The 18,104-nt window shown below is 71.9% G+C and carries 22 protein-coding genes; 7 read left to right on the top strand and 15 right to left on the bottom strand.

What is annotated here, in order from left to right; translation table 11 throughout:
• Positions 1-88: 88 nt before the first annotated feature.
• The 3 genes from H7827_RS12660 (at position 89) to H7827_RS12650 (ending at position 3,663) form a co-directional block, all read left to right on the top strand.
• Entirely contained in the window at positions 89-790 is a 702-nt protein-coding gene (locus H7827_RS12660) for a response regulator (RefSeq protein WP_386535846.1), read from the top strand.
• A gap of 118 nt (positions 791-908) precedes the next feature.
• Entirely contained in the window at positions 909-1,370 is a 462-nt protein-coding gene (locus tag H7827_RS12655) for a hypothetical protein (protein WP_432745059.1), read from the top strand.
• Between the two features lie 151 nt (positions 1,371-1,521).
• Positions 1,522-3,663: an MMPL family transporter gene (locus tag H7827_RS12650; RefSeq protein ID WP_432745057.1), complete on the top strand. Its 2,142-nt coding sequence runs from the start codon at positions 1,522-1,524 to the stop codon at positions 3,661-3,663.
• Here H7827_RS12650 and H7827_RS12645 read toward each other — a convergent pair.
• The 3 genes from H7827_RS12645 to H7827_RS12635 form a co-directional block, all read right to left on the bottom strand.
• Positions 3,548-4,696: a phosphotransferase family protein gene (locus tag H7827_RS12645; protein ID WP_432745054.1), complete on the bottom strand. Its 1,149-nt coding sequence runs from the start codon at positions 4,694-4,696 to the stop codon at positions 3,548-3,550. The genes H7827_RS12650 and H7827_RS12645 overlap by 116 nt on opposite strands.
• Before the next feature lie 83 nt (positions 4,697-4,779).
• Positions 4,780-5,472 carry an HAD family hydrolase gene (locus tag H7827_RS12640; RefSeq protein WP_030729762.1) on the bottom strand — a complete coding sequence of 231 codons (693 nt, stop codon included), beginning with the start codon at positions 5,470-5,472 and terminating at the stop codon, positions 4,780-4,782.
• The gene (locus tag H7827_RS12635) at positions 5,473-6,321 is read right to left on the bottom strand and encodes a winged helix-turn-helix domain-containing protein (RefSeq protein ID WP_234306806.1); all 849 of its coding nucleotides are present in this window, start codon (positions 6,319-6,321) and stop codon (positions 5,473-5,475) included.
• A gap of 164 nt (positions 6,322-6,485) precedes the next feature.
• Between H7827_RS12635 and H7827_RS12630 the strand changes: the two genes are divergently transcribed.
• On the top strand, positions 6,486-6,671 hold the full coding sequence (locus tag H7827_RS12630) for a hypothetical protein (protein WP_030729756.1): 186 nt from the start codon (positions 6,486-6,488) through the stop codon (positions 6,669-6,671).
• Between the two features lie 51 nt (positions 6,672-6,722).
• On the opposite strand, the gene H7827_RS12625 is transcribed toward H7827_RS12630, so the two are convergent.
• Together H7827_RS12625 and H7827_RS12620 are read right to left on the bottom strand one after the other, a co-directional pair.
• A complete protein-coding gene (locus tag H7827_RS12625; RefSeq protein WP_432745049.1) occupies positions 6,723-7,970 on the bottom strand; it encodes a GNAT family N-acetyltransferase in 1,248 nt (415 codons plus the stop codon).
• Positions 7,971-8,159: 189 nt separating this feature from the next.
• Positions 8,160-8,765, bottom strand: a complete 606-nt coding sequence (locus H7827_RS12620) for an ABC transporter substrate-binding protein (protein WP_432745046.1) — start codon at positions 8,763-8,765, stop codon at positions 8,160-8,162.
• Between the two features lie 152 nt (positions 8,766-8,917).
• Here H7827_RS12620 and dtd point away from each other — a divergent pair, with 152 nt between their 5' ends.
• Together dtd and H7827_RS12610 are read left to right on the top strand one after the other, a co-directional pair.
• Positions 8,918-9,343 carry a D-aminoacyl-tRNA deacylase gene (gene dtd, locus H7827_RS12615; protein WP_043177174.1) on the top strand — a complete coding sequence of 142 codons (426 nt, stop codon included), beginning with the start codon at positions 8,918-8,920 and terminating at the stop codon, positions 9,341-9,343.
• A complete protein-coding gene (locus H7827_RS12610) occupies positions 9,343-9,966 on the top strand; it encodes a DUF4232 domain-containing protein (RefSeq protein WP_432745043.1) in 624 nt (207 codons plus the stop codon). Before dtd ends, H7827_RS12610 begins: the two co-directional genes overlap by 1 nt.
• Positions 9,967-10,002: 36 nt before the next feature.
• On the opposite strand, the gene H7827_RS12605 is transcribed toward H7827_RS12610, so the two are convergent.
• Together H7827_RS12605 and H7827_RS12600 are read right to left on the bottom strand one after the other, a co-directional pair.
• On the bottom strand, positions 10,003-10,974 hold the full coding sequence (locus H7827_RS12605) for a YgfZ/GcvT domain-containing protein (RefSeq protein ID WP_386535826.1): 972 nt from the start codon (positions 10,972-10,974) through the stop codon (positions 10,003-10,005).
• 9 nt (positions 10,975-10,983) lie between these two features.
• Entirely contained in the window at positions 10,984-11,424 is a 441-nt protein-coding gene (locus H7827_RS12600) for a Fur family transcriptional regulator (protein ID WP_386535823.1), read from the bottom strand.
• A 176-nt stretch (positions 11,425-11,600) separates the two neighbouring features.
• Here H7827_RS12600 and H7827_RS12595 point away from each other — a divergent pair, with 176 nt between their 5' ends.
• Positions 11,601-12,380, top strand: coding sequence for an SDR family oxidoreductase (locus tag H7827_RS12595; protein ID WP_386535820.1), 780 nt, complete (start codon positions 11,601-11,603; stop codon positions 12,378-12,380).
• Positions 12,381-12,444: 64 nt separating this feature from the next.
• Here H7827_RS12595 and H7827_RS12590 read toward each other — a convergent pair whose 3' ends face one another.
• The 8 genes from H7827_RS12590 to H7827_RS12555 form a co-directional block, all read right to left on the bottom strand.
• Positions 12,445-12,816 (bottom strand): hypothetical protein, encoded by a 372-nt coding sequence (locus H7827_RS12590; RefSeq protein WP_432745040.1) that lies wholly within the window; start codon positions 12,814-12,816, stop codon positions 12,445-12,447.
• 522 nt (positions 12,817-13,338) lie between these two features.
• On the bottom strand, positions 13,339-13,902 hold the full coding sequence (locus tag H7827_RS12585; protein ID WP_386535816.1) for an FABP family protein: 564 nt from the start codon (positions 13,900-13,902) through the stop codon (positions 13,339-13,341).
• 554 nt (positions 13,903-14,456) lie between these two features.
• Positions 14,457-14,744, bottom strand: a complete 288-nt coding sequence (locus tag H7827_RS12580) for a DUF1416 domain-containing protein (RefSeq protein WP_030729716.1) — start codon at positions 14,742-14,744, stop codon at positions 14,457-14,459.
• A 17-nt stretch (positions 14,745-14,761) separates the two neighbouring features.
• Positions 14,762-15,601, bottom strand: a complete 840-nt coding sequence (locus tag H7827_RS12575; protein WP_030729714.1) for a sulfurtransferase — start codon at positions 15,599-15,601, stop codon at positions 14,762-14,764.
• A gap of 160 nt (positions 15,602-15,761) precedes the next feature.
• Entirely contained in the window at positions 15,762-15,860 is a 99-nt protein-coding gene (locus H7827_RS12570) for a putative leader peptide (RefSeq protein ID WP_367889587.1), read from the bottom strand.
• A gap of 104 nt (positions 15,861-15,964) precedes the next feature.
• Complete coding sequence (locus H7827_RS12565) at positions 15,965-16,696, bottom strand: LmeA family phospholipid-binding protein (protein WP_432745035.1); 732 nt, start codon at positions 16,694-16,696, stop codon at positions 15,965-15,967.
• Between the two features lie 109 nt (positions 16,697-16,805).
• Positions 16,806-17,609 carry a hypothetical protein gene (locus H7827_RS12560; protein WP_432745032.1) on the bottom strand — a complete coding sequence of 268 codons (804 nt, stop codon included), beginning with the start codon at positions 17,607-17,609 and terminating at the stop codon, positions 16,806-16,808.
• Positions 17,610-17,695: 86 nt separating this feature from the next.
• The gene (locus H7827_RS12555) at positions 17,696-17,962 is read right to left on the bottom strand and encodes a MoaD/ThiS family protein (protein WP_030729705.1); all 267 of its coding nucleotides are present in this window, start codon (positions 17,960-17,962) and stop codon (positions 17,696-17,698) included.
• Positions 17,963-18,104: the final 142 nt, after the last annotated feature.

Raw genomic sequence — 18,104 nt, 5'->3', positions numbered from 1 at the left:
GCACCGGTTTCAACGCCGTACGAGGGCCGGGCCCGGACGCGTGAACACCCTGAGGCCGTTGACTGCTCACCCCGCCTACGCTTTGGCCATGACCGATGTGCCCTCCGGTGACCCCCGCGTGAGTCGGGTAAGAGTCCTCCTCGCCGACGACCAGCGGCTGGTACGAGCGGGGTTCCGCTCGATCCTGGACGACGAGGACGACATCGAGGTGGTCGGCGAGGCGGGCGACGGCCACCAGGCGCTGCGCCTGGCCCGCGAACTGCGGCCCGACGTGGTGCTGATGGACATCCGGATGCCCGACCGCGACGGCCTCGCCGCCACCGGCGACATCGCCCGCGACCCGCGCCTGGCCGGTACCAAGGTCGTCATCCTCACCACCTTCGACATGGACGACTACGTCTACGGGGCGCTGCGCGCCGGTGCCTCCGGGTTCCTCGTCAAGGACACCGAGCCGGAGGAACTGCTGCGCGCGGTACGGGTGTGCGCCCGCGGCGACGCGCTGATCGCCCCCGCCATCACCCGCCGCCTCATCGCCGAGTTCGCCGGCCGCGTCAAGCAGCCCGACCCCGCCCCCCGCCTCAACGCCCTCACCGAGCGCGAACGCGAGGTCCTGGGCCTGGTCGGGGCGGGCCTGACGAACGACGAGATCGCCCGCCGTCTGGTGCTGAGCCCTTCCACGGCCAAGACCCATGTCTCGCGCGTCATGACCAAACTGGACGTCCGCGACCGCGCGCAGCTGGTGATCCTCGCCTACGAGACCGGGATGATCACCCCCGGCTGGCTCTCCTAGGGGTCACCCTGAGCACCACCGGAGTACGGCACCGGGCTCCGTGCGGTACCGGTGCCGTACCCGGGGTGTACGCCACGGGCCGACGCGCCCGCCCTTGCCCTGCCGCGACGGTGGGGGCGTGGATCCCCAGACCCTCGACCTCGCCCGGTGGCAGTTCGGCCTGACGGCCGCGCTGTTCGTCACCGTCGTCCTCGGCGGTCTCCAACTGGAGTCGCCGGCCACGCTCCAGCCCGTGAAGTCGGCCGTCTCCCGGCGGGGGGCCGAGGAGCTGGCCCGCCACCAGGCCGAACCGACCGCGCGTTTCGGACCCGGCGACCACCTGCGGAACGAGGCGCTGACCCGGGGCGCGGGACCGCTCATGGTGCCGGCGTTCGCCCTGCTGATGTACGGGGTGCCGGCCGCGGTGGTGCTCGCCTGCTTCCGCCGCGCGGTGTACCGCTCACGGCCCTGGCACCTGGTGCTGATGGCGAGGGTGCCGGTGGCGTTCCGGCGGCGCTGCCGCTGCTGGCAGGGGCGGGGCTGCCGCTGCGCGAGAACGCCGCGCAAGGACCGGTGCTGGGGCTGCTGGTGCCCGTGCTGACGGCGTTCGTCCCGGTGCTGGTGGCCGCCCAGTGGTGGCTGTGGCGCGCGCTGCGCGATCCCGGCCGCCGCACCCCCTTCTTCTTCTGAACGTTCCGCCGGGTGCCCCCGCCGGGCCTCCCCGGTTCATCCACGCGAGAAAGAGACATGTCATGACCGTCTTCGAACGGCTCGCCGGGTTCTCCCACCGGCACCGCTGGACCGCCCTCATCGTGTGGGTGATCGTCCTCGTCGGGGTCTGGGCCGGCGCCTCGGTGGCCGGGGACGACTACCGGCAGGACTACGCGCTGCCCGGGACCGAGTCCCAGCGCGCCCTGGAACTGCTCACCGAGCATGGCTCGCACCAGGCGGGCGACAGCCTGGAGATCGTCTTCCAGGATCCGGCGGGTCTTGAGGCACCCGCCACCCGCGAGCGGCTGGAGACGATGCTCGCCGAGGTCGCCGGGCTGCCCGCGGTGGCCCAGGTGCACGAGACGACGCTGTCGGCGGACGGCACCATCGGCTACGCCACCGTCGTCCTGGACGTACCGTCCGAGCGGATGGACCCGGCCGACACCGAGCGTGTCCTGGAGGCGGCCACCGCCGTCGCCGGGGACGGGCTGCGGGTCGCCCTGGGCGGCGACGCGGCCCGGCAGCTGGCGCAGGAGGACGGCGGCGGCGCCGAGGGCGCGGGCATCATGGCGGCCCTGGTCATCCTGGTGTTCATGTTCGGCACCGTGATAGCCGCCGGACTCCCGGTCGTCACCGCCGTCTTCGCGGTCGGCTCCACGATGGCCGTGATCGTGCTGGCCTCGCACGTGTTCACCATCCCGGACTACACCCCGTACGTGATGATGCTGGTCGGCCTGGGCGTCGGCATCGACTACGCGCTGCTGGTCTTCGCCCGCTACCGTTCCGAACTCGTGGCCGGCGCGGGCCCCGAGGAGGCCGGCCGCAGGGCGCTGGACGCGGCCGGACGTACCGTCTTCTTCGCCGGCTGCACCGTCATCCTGGCGCTGCTGGGCCTGGTGGCCCTGGGCCTGGGCCCGCTCCAGGGGATGGCGCTGGGCGTGGCGCTCACCGTGCTGGTGACCATGATCGCCTCACTCACCCTGCTGCCCGCCCTGCTGGGCATCTTCGGCGCCCGCTTCGCCCGCCAGTTCCCGGCCCGCGCGGGCAGGCGCGCCGCCCGGGGCAAGCCGGCCACCGGTGCGGGCTGGCGCCGCTGGGGGGCCTTCGTCCAGCGCCGCCCCGTGGCCGTGCTGCTGGTCTCGGTGGCCGCGCTGGGTGCGCTGGCGGTGCCCGCCGCGCAGCTGCGGCTGGGGTTCGCCGATGCGGGCAACGATCCGGCCGGGTCCACCAGCCGGGAGGCGTACGACCTGCTGTCGGACGGGTTCGGGCCCGGTTTCAACGGGCCGCTGGTCGTGGTCGCCGCAGCGGCCGACGGCACCGCGACGCAGGCCGCGGGGGAGGCCGCCGCCGTCCTGGAGGGCACGGCCGGGGTCGCCGCCACCACCCCGCCGATCCCCACCAGTGACGGCGCCGTGGCCACGGTGATCGTCTTCCCCGTCTCCGCGCCGCAGGACGAGGCGACCTCCGAGCTGGTGGCGGCGCTGCGCACCGAGGTCCTGCCCGCGCTCGCGGAGCGGACCGGCGCCACCTACCTCGTCGGCGGTGCGACGGCCGCCGTCGAGGACTTCTCCGACACGGTCGCCTCCCGCATGCCGCTGTTCGTGGCGATCGTCGTCGGTCTCTCCGTGATCCTGCTGATGGTGGTCTTCCGCTCCCTCCTCATCCCGCTCAAGGCGGCGCTGCTGAACCTGCTGTCGATCGGGGCCGCGCTGGGTGCGGTCACGCTGGTGTTCCAGCACGGCCTGCTGGGCTTCGAGCCGGGCCCGATCGAGGCGTTCATCCCGGTGCTGATCTTCGCCATCGTCTTCGGGCTGTCCATGGACTACGAGATCTTCCTCGTCTCCCGCATCCACGAGGAGTGGACGCGTACCGGGGACCACCGGCTGGCGGTCCGGGAGGGGCTGGCGCACACCGGGGCGGTGATCACCGCGGCCGGCGCCATCATGATCGTGGTCTTCTCGGCGTTCATGCTGAGCGCTGACCGGATGCTCCAGCAGTTCGGGTTCGGGATGGCCGTGGCGATCTTCATGGACGCGGTGGTCATCAGGTGTCTGATCGTGCCGGCGGTCATGCGGTTGATGGGCCGCCGAGCGTGGTGGCTGCCGGCCCCGCTGGCACGCCTGCTGCCGACGGTGGAGCTGGAGAGGCACCAGCGGCCGCAGCCGGCGGACCGGAGCTCCTGACCAGCGCCGCGTATCCGGCGTAGGCGGCCTCTACGGCGCTGGGGCTGGGCACACGGCCCAGCCCCAGCGGTTTGGCCGCCCGTCTCAGTACGGTGTTGACGGTGCCTGCGGTGCGTTCCAGCTGCTCCGGCAGATCGGCGGCGGAGGTGTGCCGCACTATCTGGGCCTGTCGTACGACATCGGTGAAGACGGACTGCACCCGTTTGTACGCCAGATAGCGTGGGAGGTCCTTGGAGACTCCGGCCGCCGCGCCGGGCAGCGCCGCCGAGACGGCCGCCGACCAGCGGTGGGTCAGCCCGCGCTGCCAGCCGGCCGGGTATCCCATCAGATGCAGGTGCGTCGCGAGATCGTAGACGGGGTCACCGAGCAGGGCGAGTTCCCAGTCGATGGTCCACAACGCCCCGTCCGACTCGGCGATGATGAGGTTGTCGCGGTGCAGGTCGCCGTGCAGCAGGGAGAACGGCCGCTGCGTCAACTGGTCGGCCTCCCTGGCCAGTACGCCGTACGGGCCGAGTACCGCGTCGCCGTCGATCCGCAGCGCCGCGAACAGCCGGTGCAGCTCCGGCCGGTGCACGGCGTACACCCGGGTGCGGGTGAAGCTGATCAGCCGCCGCAGGAAGTCCCGGCTGGTGCGGGGTCTGCGGCCCGGCGGGCACCGGTGGACGAGTTCGAGCGCGCTGGGCGGGATCGCCGCCAGTCGCCCGAACTGGTCCATGAGCTGCGCCAGGTACGGCTCCGGCAGTGGGGTGCCCGGGGGGTGCGGGCGGGAGAGGGTCTCCCCCTCGATGTATCCGTGGACACGCAGCCCGTCCTCGCCCACGTGGTGCACGGGCGGGATGTGCTCCATGCCGAGCAGGGACAGTTCGATCAGTACGTCCTCCTCCGCGGTGAAGCAGCGCGGGTCGAAGTGCGCCACGCCAGGACGCGGTCGGCCGGCCTTCAGCCGGCCCAGTCCGGCCAACTGGCCTTGCGGGCTGAGTACATGCCAGACCCGGTGGTGACCACCGAGCAGGGGCATCGTCGGTCTCGTCATGATCGGCTCCGAGAGCTGTACGGTCGCGAGGTAGCAGCACCGTACGCCCCCAGAGTCTCATGACATGAGGCAAAGCACTCAAATCACCCGTGAGTTGGGGCAATAAGCGCAGTCAGGACATGCTCCAGGGAGCGGGTGACATAATCGGCGCCCGCCCGGCGGAAGGCCTCGGCCTGGGCGTCGTCCATCGCGTAGCCGAGGAACTCCACTCCGGCGGAGCGGGCGGCGGCCAGATCCGTGCTGGTGTCCCCGATCATCAGCGCCCGCCCGGCGGCTGTCCCGGTGGAGCGCAGCGCCCGCAGGACGGGGTCGGGGTGCGGCTTGAGCAGGGTGATGTCGCGGGTGCGGCCGTGCACCCGGCCGCCGACGTAGCCGGTCAGCTGCTGCCGGCGCAGATAGAACTCGGCGGCCAGGGGCGAGTTGTTGGTCACGATGGCCACCTGGCGGCCCCGGGTGGACAGCGCGGCGATCAGCGAGGCGGCGTAGGGGGTGGGGGACGCGGTCGCCGCCGCGGAGATCTCCTCGCGGGTGAGGGCCGCCTCGATGCGGTGGACCACGGTGGGGGAGGGGTGGTGATGCGCGATGCCGCGCAGCACCTGCTGGGGGTCGGGGGAGGCCCGTAACTGCGGGGTCAGCAGCGAGGCGGCCCCCAGCTCGACGGCCAGCGCCCGCAAGCGGTGCGCGATGCCGTCGGCGGGCCGGGCGGCGAACAGACGGCAGATGGGGCCGTCGAAGTCGAAGAGAACACAGCGGGCGTTACTGAGAAGTCTCCTCATCTAACCGAGTGTGAGTGGTCGCGAGATCGTTGACCAGAGGGACTCGAACCACAGACGGGACTCGGTGACGTAGGCGGCCTCCTGTTCGTCGCGGCTGTCCTTGTCGGACGAGGAGCGGAAGATCTTGGAGGACAGGCCCAGGACGTCGTAGATCTCCAGCTGTTCCTTCTCGTACTCGACGGTGCGCGGCACGACGGTGTAGTACGCGGTGAGCGCCTCGGAACCGTTCAGGAGGTAGAGCTTCTGGAGCGGGGTGACGGCCACGGTGCGGATCTCCACGCTGACCTCGGGGACCAGGTTCATCTCGGCGAGGGAGTTGAGCTGGTGCCGCAGCGAGGTGGAGAAGGTGCGGGTGAGTTCCCGCAGCCGCGCGATGGGGCGCGGGTCGGTGGGGTCGGTGACCAGCCGGGGGTAGGCGAGCGGCGCGTCCCAGGAGGGGAGCAGCACGCGCACCGTGATGGAGCGCGGCTTCAGCTCGCCGGCCGAGATCGCTATCAACGGCCCGGCCAGGGCGGAGCTGAGCGTCTCGGTGGTGAGGGTGAACGCGTCGATGGACACCCGTTCGGCCTGGAAGGCCAGGGCGATGCGGTCGGCGACCTCCACTCCGGCGGGCCGTGGATGGTCGGAGGCGGGCGCCGACACCACGGCCGGCGCCCCCCTGCCGCGCGCGCTGACAAAGCCCTCGCGTTCGAGGACGGCGAGAACCTGGCGGACGATGCCGCGGTTCACGCCGAACTCCTCGGCGAGGGCGCGCTGAGTGGGCAGCCGGGTGTTCCGTCGCAGCTCGCCGGAGCGTATCCGGCCGCGCAGGGTCTCGGCGATGCGTTCTGGGGCGATCTCCTCGCTCACGCGCACACCTTACAACTTGACATCCGATCCGAGAGGTTGGCGGGAAAGAGTTTGGCCAGTTCGACCAACTGGGGATAACAATCCTAGAGTTGGTCGCCAACTCCACCAACTATCCAAAAGATACCTGCCAGTTGTCGCCGGATGTGTCGATGTAGGGAGGGAACATGATCGTTTCAACCATCATCGCCGCTGCCCTCGCCATCGTGGTCGATGAGGCAGTGGAGGTTCAGTTCGGACTGCCGGGCGTGATCGGCTTGCTGATCCTGCGGACCGGCCTGCGCAAGCGCAACTTCACCTGCATCTGTGTGGGAATCACAGTGCTGGTGATGCTGGGACTGAACACGCTGTGAGAAGCGCCCCTGGGCGTTCGGACGCGACGACCGGGACCGGTGGAGGTCCCGTCAGAAACCGTCCGGGCACCAGGGGCGCGCTCCCGTGGTCAGCAGCGCGTTCGCCCGGGACACGGCCCCCGGCGTCTCCTCGGTGAGCAGCCCCGCACCCGCCAGCCGGGTCGCGGTCGCATCCCCCAGATACAGCGAACCCAACGCGCCCACCCCCATCGTGAGATCGGCACCGCGCGAGGTCGGCGCGCACTCGGCGCCCTCCGGCGAGGCACTCAGCGCGAAGCGCCCACCGGCGAGACCCATGGGATCGTGGACCTCCAGCACCAGGTCACCGGTGGTGGCGTACGAGCGGGAGGCCAGCAGGGCCGGCACATCCAGCGGCCGCAGCCACAGGAAGTCACTGATCCCGTTCAGCACGGCGGCGCGCGCGTCGGGCAGCAGCAGCGGCAGCAGCTCGTCCGGGCCGCGGTTCGGGCCGCGCAGCGTGGTGACCCAGTCGATGGACACCAGGAACGACCACAGCGCCCGCTGCGCCGCCGTGGTGGTGGCGATCAGCTCCTGCACGGTCAGGGTGTTGTCCGGCAGTTCGCCGTCCCACTTCTTGTCCGTCGTGTACTTGACCAGGCCCTGCGGCACCCCGGCGCCGTCCCGGTAGAGCACGTAGAACGGCTCCTCCCAGGTCTGGTGGCCGAAGCGCACCTCACCGGTGAACTTCTCCCACCACAGCGGTTTGCGGTCGATCGCGCCCACCTGGCCCCGCCGGAAACGCTCGTGCAGTTCCGGGCCGATCTTGCGTACCTCGGCCCCGTCGATGTACGCCACGGAGCCCCCGTCCTCGGGTGCCGACCAGCGCGACCCGAGCCCGGAACGCAGGCCCTTGACGGTGAAGTCGGCGAGCGAGGCCGCCGGACCGTACCCGAACCGGCCATAAATCCGGTACTCGGCGGCGATCAGCGTGGCCGCCAGGGCGCCGCGCTCCTTCGCCTCGGCGAGGTCCGCGCCCATCAGTTGGCTCAGCAGGCCCTGCCGGCGGTGGGTGGCGGTGACCGACACGGCGGAGACGGCGTTGACGTCGACGAGGGCACCGCCGGGCACGGTCAGCTGCTGGTCGAAGCTGGTGAAGGTGGCCACGCACCGGTCGCCCTCGAACACCCCGCGGGCCCGGTCGTACTGCAGCTTCTCGCGGCGCAGCCGCAGCTCGTCCTCGCTGAGGGGGAACGGATCCTGGAAGCCGAGCAGTACGGCGCGGTTCCAGGCGTCGATGTCGGCGTCACTGCCGGTGACAAAACGGGTGTTCAGGGCCATGGCCCCGAGGCTATCCGGGCGCCCCGACCCTGGGCCAAGGATTTTCCGAGCGGCGTGCGGCGTGGGGCCGTGGCGCGGGGCCGGCGGCGGCCGGAGTGCCCCGCTGGCCCCGAGGGCCGCGTGTGCCCCCACGGGCCGACCGGGGGAGCGACCGGCGGACCGTAAGGAAGATCGCCCGGAATTCACCGCTCAGGCGAGCAGATCATCTACCTGGGCCTCGCCCTCCCGGTAACGGCGGGCGATCTCCCCGCTGCACCCGTCGGCGGTGCGCTGGAGCGCCTGGCGGCGGCGGGAGACCTGCGCCTCGTACCGGGCGAGGCGGCCCAGCGCGTCATGCAGTTCGTCGTCGGTACGGGCCAGCAGATCCGACAGCTCGACCTCCGCCAGCATCTCCTCTGCCAGCTCCCGGTACTCCCGCCCGGCCGGCGGGCCCACCGTCACATGGCGGGCCGAGGAGCGGTGGGGGGAGGGGCTGTCCGCCAGGATCTGCGGCAACCGGTCCAGCAGATCGGCCTCCGGGTCCAGGCGTCTGCGCCGTTCCGCCTCCAGGATGTCGATGCGGCCCTGGAGCAGCCTGCGGACGAAGCTGAGGTCGGCCTCCTCGCGCTGGGCGCCGCGGCGCAGCTCCCGCAGCTCGGTCAGCCGCAGCCGGCGCAGCCCGGAGGGGGTCTCGTCTCCGCGTGGCTCGCCACCGCGCCCTACCCGTGGGCCGCTGCCCCACCGGGCGGGCGCGGCGTCGGCGACGGTGGTGGTGGCAGCGGCGGCCGGCTGTGAGCCGGAGCCCGGTGTGATCATGCGGAATTGTCCCCTCATCCCCATTTCGGTGTGCTGGCGCGGTACGTACCCCGTGCCACGCATCGTGTCACTGTGTACCCAGCTGACGCAGCGACTTCGCATGCATCCGGCCGTCATTCAGTACGAGGGAACGTTCCGGCATGATGGCCGCCATGCGAGCAGTGGTGCAGAGGGTCGACGGGGCGAGTGTCACCGTGGACGGCGAAACGGTCGGCGAAATCGTTGGCCAAGGACTGTGTGTGCTGGTGGGCGCCACCCACGAGGACACGGATGAGCAGGCGGCGCGGCTGGCGAACAAGCTGTGGACGCTGCGCGTGCTCGACGGTGAGAAGTCCTGTTCGGATGTGGGCGCTCCGTTGCTGATTGTTTCGCAATTCACACTCTACGGTGACGCCAGGAAGGGCAGACGGCCCACATGGAACGCCGCCGCACCGGGCGAGATCGCGGAGCCACTGGTCGAGGGGTTGTGCGCTCATCTGCGCGCGCTGGGGGCGCACGTGGAGACGGGCCGGTTCGGCGCGAAGATGCGGGTCAACCTGACCAATGACGGACCGTTCACCGTCTGGCTGGAGGTCTGATGGCACACCCGGCCCGACGCCCCGCCCGACGCCGCGCCGCCGTCCTCACCCGGTGGGCCGTCCCGGCCGCCCTGGCGGCCCTGACCCTGGCCGGCTGCGGCACCCAGACCGCGCCCCCCGAAACGGAGCCGGACGCCGCCGCCCCACCGCGCCCGCCGTCCCCCGAGCCCGAACGCCCCGACTGCCCCGAATCCGGGGTGCGCGTCACCGAGGACGGCGGCGACGCGGCGATGGGGCTGCGGGTGATGGGCCTGCGCCTGACCAACTGCGGCACCGAACCGTACGAACTGAACGGCTACCCCACCGTCGCCGTCCTGGACGAGGACGGCGACCCGTACGACATCAAGGTGCTGCACGGCACGGGCGACATCACGGCGGGCCTCACCGGCTTCGACGACCCGCCCGCTCCCCTCACGCTCCAGCCGGGCGAGCACGCCCTGTCCGGGATGGTGTGGCGCAACACCGTCGATGACCTCAGCCGGACCATCGCCAACGGCGAGCGGTTGAGCGTCCGGCCCGCCGACGGCGTCGCCGCCCAGCGGCTGGCCCCCACGTACCCGGTGGACCTCGGCACCACCGGAGTCCTCGGCGTCAGCCCCTGGCACCCGCCCCAGGAGCCGTGACCGGGCCCGGCCACCTCTCCCCGGGGCACCGCAGGGCTACGGCTGGACGATCGTCTCCTGGGCCGCCGGGGTGTCGCCCGCCAGCAGCGGGGCATCCGCCGGCACACCGCGCTTCACCACGGCCAGCGCGATCGGCCCCAGTTCGTGGTGACGGGCCGAGGTGGTGACGACGCCCAGCTGCCTGCCCTCCGTGCCGTCCGCCGCCAGCCGTACCGGAGCGCCGTGCTCGGGGATCTTCACCTCGCTGCCGTCCAGGTGCAGGAACACCAGGCGGCGCGGCGGCTTGCCCAGGTTGTGCACCTTGGCCACCGTCTCCTGCCCCCGGTAGCAGCCCTTGGCCAGGTGCACCGCGCTCTCCAGCCAGCCCAGCTCGTGCGGGATGGTCCGCTCGTCCGTCTCACGGCCCAGCCGCGGCCGGTGCCCGGCCACCCGCAGCGCCTCGTACGCCAGCACACCGGCGGCCGGCCCCGCCTGCGCCGCGAAGGACTCCAGCGCGGCGCGCGGGACGAACACGTCCCGCCCGTACGGCGTCTCGCGCACCACCCACTCCGGGCCGGCCTCGGCGATCGAGCCGGCCGGCAGGAAGACCACCGCGAACTCCCCGGTCCGGTCGGCGGTTTCCACCCGGTAGAAGAACTTCATCGACTCCAGGTAGCCGAGCAGCGCGGCCCCCCGGCCCGGCTCGGTGTGCAGCCAGGTGGTGGTGCCGTCGTCCACCAGGTAGAGCGCGTGCTCGATGCGCCCCTGGGCGGTCAGGATCAGCGCCTCGGTCGCCTGCCCGGCCGGCAGCTCGGACACGTGCTGGGTGAGCAGCAGATGCAGCCAGCTCAGCCGGTCGGGGCCGGTCACCGAGAGGACCTCGCGGTGCGACAGGTCCACCAGGCCCTGCCCGCGGTCCAACGCCCGTTGTTCGCGGAAGAGATCACCGTAGTGCGCGGCGACCCCGGCATCCGGGGCGTCCGCGGCGACCGCGCCGGGCAGGGACAGCAGAGGACTGGCGTACGACATGCCCCCAGCCTACGGCGCGGGCGGACCGTCCGGCCCGGCCGCGCACTCCCGGCAGCGGCCGAAGATCGCGAAGTGCCGCAGATCGGTCTCGAAGCCGAAGCCCTCGCGCAGCCGCTCCGCGAACGGCTCGGCCACCTCCAGATCGGCCTCCAGCACGGTGCCGCAGTCCCGGCACATCAGATGCAGGTGGTGGTGGCGCTCGGCGAGGTGGTACGTGGGCGCCCCGTGCCCCAGGTGGGCGTGGGAGACCAGGCCCAGCTCCTCCAGCAGCTCCAGCGTGCGGTAGACGGTGGAGATGTTGACCCCGCCCGCCGTGCGGCGCACCTCGGTGAGGATGTCCTCGGGCGTGGAGTGCTCCAGCCTGTCCACAGCCTCCAGCACCAGCTGCCGCTGCGGGGTCAGCCGGTATCCACGGTCGCGGAGCGAGGTCTGCCAGTCGGTGCTCACCACGAGGCCAGTGTAGGAGGAATCGGCGGGGGCGTAGGGTCGCGCGTTAGCGCCTCCGCACGGAGGCGGCCGGAGGGGATCGGCGACCCCCGTGCGGGGAGGCGGTTCCCACCCTGCCGCAGGGTGTGTCAAACCGGTATAAGGCTGATGGCTCGCGGAGCCTGGGAGGAAGCGCAGCGATGGATCTGGGACTGGCCGATCGGGTCTATGTCGTCACCGGAGGCAGCAAGGGGCTCGGCCACGCCACGGCCGCCGCGCTGGTCGCGGACGGCGCGAAGGTGGTGCTGGCCTCCCGGGACGCGGCGAACGTCGAGGCGGCCGTGGAGCGGCTGTCGGCACCCATGGGGGAACCCCCGGCCGAAGGCTGGGGGAACGTAACGGGCGTCGCCGCCGACCTCGCCGACCCGGAGGCCGCCGAGCGGCTCGCGCGAACGGCGCTGGAGCGGTACGGGCGGCTGGACGGCGCCCTCATCTCCGTCGGCGGCCCGCCGCCCGGCACCGCGGCCTCCGCCACCGACGAGCAGTGGCGCGCCGCCTTCGAGTCCGTCTTCCTCGGCTCGGTGCGCGCGGTGCGCACCCTGGCCGGGCGGCTGACCGGTGACGGCGCGATCGGCATGGTGCTGTCCACCTCGGTGCGCCAGCCGGTCGGGGGCCTGGGCATCTCCAACGGGCTGCGCCCGGGGCTGGCGATGGTGGCCAAGGACATGGCGGACGAGTTCGGCCCGCGCGGGGTGCGGGTGCTGGGCCTGCTGCCCGGCCGGATCGCCACCGACCGGATGACCCAGCTGGACGCGGCGTTCCCCGACGCCCGCGCGGCGGCCGTGGCGGGCATCCCGCTGGGCCGCTACGGCGAGCCCGCCGAGTTCGGCCGCGCCGCCGCCTTCCTGCTCTCCCCGGCGGCCTCGTACATCACCGGCTCGGTCATCGCGGTGGACGGCGGCTCCCTGCGGGCGATCTGACGCTCCCGCGCGGCGGCCCGTGGCCCCTCCTGCGGCAGAGGCCGCAAGGGAGGGGCACACGCGGTCAGAAGCGCGGGCTGCGGCCGCCGCCGCAGGTGGCGGCGCGGTGCGTCAGGACGGCGGGGAAGCGGTCCAGGACCTGTATCTCCTTGGCCGCCTCCGTGCTGATCCACCCCAGCACGCGGTAGATCATCCGGTGGTCCAGCGCCAGGTCGCGGTGGTGTATCGGCTCGTGGTGCATGACCCGGTTCCGCAGCAGCCGCAGCGCGTCCAGCACGCCGTGCAGCTCGTCGCGGCGCCCCGCGTAGTGCGGGAACGCCTTGTGCAGCGCGGGCACCCACAGCTGCCGGTCGTACTGCCCACCCCGGCCGCCCTTGCTGAGCAGCGAGACCCAGAAGCCGAAGTTCAGCTCGGCCACCACATGGTCCGGGGCCACCGGCCCCGGCCCGCGCCGCCTGCCCTTGCGGCCCGCCTCGCGGGTGAGCCGCCGCCCGCCCTCGTTCAGCGGGGCCGCCAGCCACCAGTCGGGCCGCCCGTAGGCGGCGCGCAGCTGCTGGCGCAGGGCGTTGCGTAAGGAGATCTCCAGGCAGTGCAGCGGCCCGTACAGCGCGGCCGAGGCCTCGACGTTCCACCAGTAGAGCCGTTCGGCCTGCCCGGGATCACCGCCGCTCGCCCGCAGACAGCCGGCCAGCCGGGGCCTGGAGATGGGGGTACCCCCGGACGAAGTCTGGGGGAGCTTGGGTCATCCACGCCGGGGGCGCGGGTGGCTCCTGGGTCATGCGTGTTCGGGTCTCCTCGCCGGGCCCTGCCCCCCGTGGTACGTTCGAGAAGTGAGCCTCGGGTCCGCCTCTGACTGACATGCCGCCCGAGGCAAGGCTTCACCGGATGCCCCCGGTGCCGCGCGAGCGGCCGGGGGCATTCCGCTGTTCCGTTCCGGATCCCGCCGCCCGCGCGCCGGTCAGCGGAAGAAGGCGATGCCGTCGTCCGGCAGGTCCTTGAGGTCCTTGGCCCAGGTGCTCGGGTCCACGACCTTCTTCAGGTGTGCCGACATGTAGGGGCGCAGCGGCACCTCGGGGGTCGCCTTTTCGCCGACCCACATCAGATCGCTGTTGACGTAGCCGTACAGCCGCTTGCCGCCGGTGTAGGCGCCTGCGGACGGCGTACGCGCGATCGCATCGGTGACCAGCTCGATCCGCGGCTTGCCCTCGGCCAGTTCTCCGTACCAGACCTCGGCGACGCCGTCCTGGCGGATGAGGACCGCCTCGACCTTGCGCTCGCCGGTGACCCGCCAGAAGCCGTGCTCGGACTCCAGCGGGCGCACCTTCTCGCCCTTGTCGTCCAGCTGCCAGGTGTGCGAGGAGAACTCCAGGAAGTCCCGGCCGTCGTGCGAGAACGTGACTTCCTGGCCGAAGTTCATGGACTCCTCGCCGGTGAACTCGGCCACGCCGGCGCCGGTCCAGTCGCCGAGCAGGAAGACCAGGGGTACCAGGTCGGGGTGCAGATCTGAGGGGATCTCGATCATCAGCGCTGGCCCTGGTAGAGCTTCTTCACGACCAGGCCGGTGAACGCGGCGGTACCCACCCCGACCAGAACCATCAGGGTGATGAAGAATGCCTCGAGCACGGGTGCTCCTAGTGCGTCGGCGGGAAAAATACGGTGCTCTGCCGAGTCTAGCTGGCCCCCCGGCGGGGAAGCGGAGTGAGGTAGGCCAGCCGGCTTCCCCGCCTGCCGCGCCCATTGACCGTTTTGTGATCACGCCGGACTGAACGGGTTCGGCGGCTCGTGCGTCTAACGGCGTGGAGAGGATGTGATCATGAATTGTCCGAACTGTGGCGGTAACATGCATCAAGGACCCGCGGGTGACTGGGTCTGTGGCAACTGCGGGACGGTGAGCTGACCGACCCAGTCGCTGATCTTGGAAACGACACCGTCCAACCAGGAATCCCAGGAATCCGAACCCCCTGATACACGAAGACCGCGCCCCCTCCGGCGATCACCGGAAAGGGCGCGGTCTGGCATTCGCGGGCCGGGCCGGGCAGGCCGTTCACCGTCGCCCCGCCGTCACCGCCAAGGCCGTTACAGCGCGATCGCCACCTCGGCCAGCGCACCGCGCTCGGCCAGCACCACCGTGCGGTCCGCACTCGCGCCGGGGACCAGCGCGCGGACGGTCCAGGTGCCCTCGGCCGCGAAGAAGCGGAACTGGCCGGTCGCCGAGGTCGGCACCTCCGCCGTGAACTCGCCGGTGCCGTCCAGCAGTCGGACGTACCCGCTCACCGGGACCCCGTCACGTGTGAGGACGCCCTGGATGGTCGTCTGGCCCGCCGTGGCGGCGGCGTCGGGGCCGCCGGACTTCGCTCCGCACATGATTCCTCGATCTCCTCTTACTTGGCCGGGCCGGTCTCGACCGGGACGCCCACCAGCGAGCCGTACTCGGTCCACGAACCGTCGTAGTTCTTGACGTTCTGCTGGCCCAGCAGCTCGTGCAGCACGAACCAGGTGTGCGCGGAGCGCTCACCGATGCGGCAGTACGCGATGGTGTCCTTGCCCAGGTCGACGCCCTCGCCCTCGTACAGCTCCGTCAGTTCCTCGTCGGAACGGAAGGTGCCGTCGTCGTTCGCGGACTTCGACCACGGGATGTTGCGGGCGGAGGGCACGTGCCCGGCCACCTGCGACTGCTCCTGCGGCAGGTGCGCGGGGGCCAGCAGCTTGCCGCTGAACTCGTCGGGGGAGCGCACGTCCACCAGGTTCTGCGCGCCGATGGCCGCCACGACCTCGTCGCGGAAGGCGCGGATGGACAGGTCCTGCTCCTGCGCCCGGTACTCGGTGGCGGCGCGCTCGGGCACCTCGGCCACCAGGTCGCGGGAGTCCAGCTCCCACTTCTTGCGGCCGCCGTCCAGCAGCTTGACGTCGCCGTGGCCGTACAGCTTGAAGTACCAGTACGCGTACGCCGCGAACCAGTTGTTGTTGCCGCCGTACAGCACCACCGTGTCGTCGTTGGCGATGCCCTTGGCGGACAGCAGCTTCTCGAAGCCGGCCCGGTCGACGAAGTCACGGCGCACCGGGTCCTGGAGATCCTGCTTCCAGTCGATCCGGACGGCGTTCTTGATGTGGTTCTTCTCGTAGGCGGAGGTGTCCTCGTCCACCTCGACGATGACGACCTTGGGGTCGTCGATGTGCTGCTGGACCCAGTCGGCGTCCACGAGGACGTCACTGCGGCTCATGCTCGTTCTCCTTCGGCTGTGGTGAGCGGGGGGGAGTCGTACCGGATCGGGATGACCGGACACGTACCGGCGTACACGCGTGCCGAGACGGAGCGGGGCAGGGCGCGCCAGGGGCGCGGAGGTTCGCGGTGGTACGGCGGTACGGGGGGTGGCGCGGCTGTCAGCCGGCGCGGCGACAGAGCATGGCGGCGACGCGGCAGAGGTCCACTGCCCGCCGCTTGGTGAGTCCCCCGGCGGGGGTGCCCGCAGCCTGACGCATCATGTCCGTGATCGTACGGATACGGTCCCCGCCCTGTCACGGGGCTTCCGGATGCTGAGACGGTGATGTCCGCTATATGAAACGCGGACGGGTGGGGCGCGCGCTCAGCCGACCAGGCTCAGATCGCTGCCCGTGACCGTCAGCTCCAGACCCTCCGGGCCCGGGGTCACCGACGAGAGCGCCAGGCCGTTGGGCAGCCCGGAGATCGTCCGCTCCACGCCCGCCTGCTCCTGGATCAGGGTCTCCACCTGCGGCAGCACGGAATCGGGGATCCCCGTCAGCGCCTCGGTGTCCACCTCGACCCGCACCCGGTCGCCCCCCAGCGTGATGTCACCGGGCACGTCCCCGACATTGATGCGCTGCCCCATCACCGACGCCTGGAGGGTGATCAGCAGCCGCCCGTCCTCGGCGGGGCCGAAGGAGACCCCCAGGCCCGTGCTCTCCGAGCCGAGCAGCTCGCCGTACGCGCGGCTCAGCTCCTCGTACGTGATCAGGCCGGTGCCGTCCGCGTGCCGCGCGGTGGCGGTGGAGAAGTTGGAGCCCAGCTTCAGGTCGCGCAGCTCGATGTCCAGCTGCTCCACGGTGACGGCGGTGCCGTCCACCTGCGCGGGGTACGAGCTGACCCCGACATCGACCCGGCTGAGGTTCTTGCCCGCGATCTGGGTGAGGAAGGGGAAACCCTTGATCGAGACGTCCGGCGTCTCCGACAGACCCAGGGAGGTCTGGGCGCGGGAGGCGACCTCGTTCTCCGCCCAGGACACCGAGAGCCGGTCGGCCACGGTGAAGAGCACGCCGAGGACGACGAGCACGATCAGTGATATTCGCAGAGCGCGCATTCGGGTTCTATCCCCCATGGAGTGGCCGGACTGCCGCGAGCGTAACCCGGGGTTCCGTTTCGCGGCGGTCCGGCCGGAGCCTTGCAGCAGCTCCGTTACACGTGCGGGCTCACAGCAGCGCCCGGGCCAGCGGATACACCGCCGGGGCGGCGGCGGTCAGCGGCAGTGCGACCCCCGCGGTGAAGTGCACGAAGCGGGAGGGGAAGTCGTAGGAGGCCACGCGCAGGCCGGCCAGCGCGCACGCCCCGGCGGCCGCGCCCAGCGCCGCGCCCTTCCACAGGTCGAGATCGGCCAGCTGCGCGGCCCCGGCCCCGGCGGCCGTCGCCAGCACGAAGGCCAGGACGGGCGCCACGAACGCCGCCGTCACCAGACCGCGCGCCACCGCCGCCACCGCGACCGCCGCCGAGGCGACCACGACCGCCGTGGAGGAGAACTCCACCGCCGCAAGATGACCGGCGGCCACCACCGTCAGCAGCGTGGAGGCAGCCGTCGCGGTCAGCGAGTCCAGGCGCTCGTCGCCCGAGCCGCGGTGCCGCAGCTGGAGCAGCACCACCAGCAGGAACCAGACCCCCAGGGTGCCGACCATGGCGGTGATGCCGTGCTCGCGGGAGGTGGACAGCAGCACGATGTCGGCCGCCAGGCCGCCCGCGAACGCCAGCAGGATGCCCTGCCGGGCCGGCCACATCCCGTTCAGCCGGAACCAGCCGGCGGCGGTCACCGCCTGGAGCACGATGACCGGCCCCAGCAGCGCCCACTGCCCGTGCGGGGCGGTGACGGCGAACAGCGCCGCGAGCACGGCGGTCAGCAGGGCGGGCTGGATCCCGGGCGGGATGATCGGCGAGGTGGCCCGGTGCGAGGCGCCTGCCGCGCGCGTGTCGCCGGGGTTACGGGTGGGGTCAGAGATCTCACTCACGGCGCTATTTTCGTACGGATGGACGGCGGGCCGGGCCGCCTCCCCCTCCGGGTGCTCCGCGCCGCGCCCGCGACCGGGCCCGGCGCTCACCGCGCCCCGCCCGCGAAGGGCGGCAGCACCTCGACGGTCGCGCCCTCCGGCAGCGTCACCGTGTCATGGCCGCGCTTGCCCACCTGCTCGCCGTTCACCAGGAAGGAGCAGCGGGCCAGCACCCGCGCGAACTCCGGCCTGGCCGCGTGCCGCTCCCGCGCCCCCGCCAGGACCCCGGCCAGGGTGGCGGCCTCGTACCCCTCCTCCGCCGTACCGGCCGCGGCTTTCGCCGCCGCCCAGTACCGGATGGTGCCGCTCGCCATCACAATCCTCCCGCGTCGCTGTCGCACCCATGATGGCGCTTGTCCGTCCCGCTCCTTAAGACGGCCCCTGCGCAAGATGAACTGTTTCGGTTATGCTGCTGGGCACGTAAAGGATCCGGGCGATGGCGCCATACCGGGTCCT

This window comes from Streptomyces sp. JH002 (assembly GCF_050916115.1).
Classification (GTDB): domain Bacteria; phylum Actinomycetota; class Actinomycetes; order Streptomycetales; family Streptomycetaceae; genus Streptomyces; species Streptomyces xiamenensis.
Note: the sequence above shows the minus strand (reverse complement) of the source record. Positions and strands in the feature narration are given on the sequence as shown.

Coding starts and splice junctions, on each gene's coding strand:
- H7827_RS12660 (WP_386535846.1), top strand. CDS start 89: ATGACCGATGTGCCCTCCGGTGACCCCCGCGTGAGTCGGGTAAGAGTC.
- H7827_RS12650 (WP_432745057.1), top strand. CDS start 1,522: ATGACCGTCTTCGAACGGCTCGCCGGGTTCTCCCACCGGCACCGCTGG.
- H7827_RS12645 (WP_432745054.1), bottom strand. CDS start 4,696: ATGACGAGACCGACGATGCCCCTGCTCGGTGGTCACCACCGGGTCTGG.
- H7827_RS12640 (WP_030729762.1), bottom strand. CDS start 5,472: ATGAGGAGACTTCTCAGTAACGCCCGCTGTGTTCTCTTCGACTTCGAC.
- H7827_RS12630 (WP_030729756.1), top strand. CDS start 6,486: ATGATCGTTTCAACCATCATCGCCGCTGCCCTCGCCATCGTGGTCGAT.
- H7827_RS12625 (WP_432745049.1), bottom strand. CDS start 7,970: ATGGCCCTGAACACCCGTTTTGTCACCGGCAGTGACGCCGACATCGAC.
- H7827_RS12620 (WP_432745046.1), bottom strand. CDS start 8,765: ATGATCACACCGGGCTCCGGCTCACAGCCGGCCGCCGCTGCCACCACC.
- dtd (WP_043177174.1), top strand. CDS start 8,918: ATGCGAGCAGTGGTGCAGAGGGTCGACGGGGCGAGTGTCACCGTGGAC.
- H7827_RS12610 (WP_432745043.1), top strand. CDS start 9,343: ATGGCACACCCGGCCCGACGCCCCGCCCGACGCCGCGCCGCCGTCCTC.
- H7827_RS12605 (WP_386535826.1), bottom strand. CDS start 10,974: ATGTCGTACGCCAGTCCTCTGCTGTCCCTGCCCGGCGCGGTCGCCGCG.
- H7827_RS12595 (WP_386535820.1), top strand. CDS start 11,601: ATGGATCTGGGACTGGCCGATCGGGTCTATGTCGTCACCGGAGGCAGC.
- H7827_RS12585 (WP_386535816.1), bottom strand. CDS start 13,902: ATGATCGAGATCCCCTCAGATCTGCACCCCGACCTGGTACCCCTGGTC.
- H7827_RS12580 (WP_030729716.1), bottom strand. CDS start 14,744: ATGTGCGGAGCGAAGTCCGGCGGCCCCGACGCCGCCGCCACGGCGGGC.
- H7827_RS12575 (WP_030729714.1), bottom strand. CDS start 15,601: ATGAGCCGCAGTGACGTCCTCGTGGACGCCGACTGGGTCCAGCAGCAC.
- H7827_RS12570 (WP_367889587.1), bottom strand. CDS start 15,860: ATGCGTCAGGCTGCGGGCACCCCCGCCGGGGGACTCACCAAGCGGCGG.
- H7827_RS12565 (WP_432745035.1), bottom strand. CDS start 16,696: ATGCGCGCTCTGCGAATATCACTGATCGTGCTCGTCGTCCTCGGCGTG.
- H7827_RS12555 (WP_030729705.1), bottom strand. CDS start 17,962: ATGGCGAGCGGCACCATCCGGTACTGGGCGGCGGCGAAAGCCGCGGCC.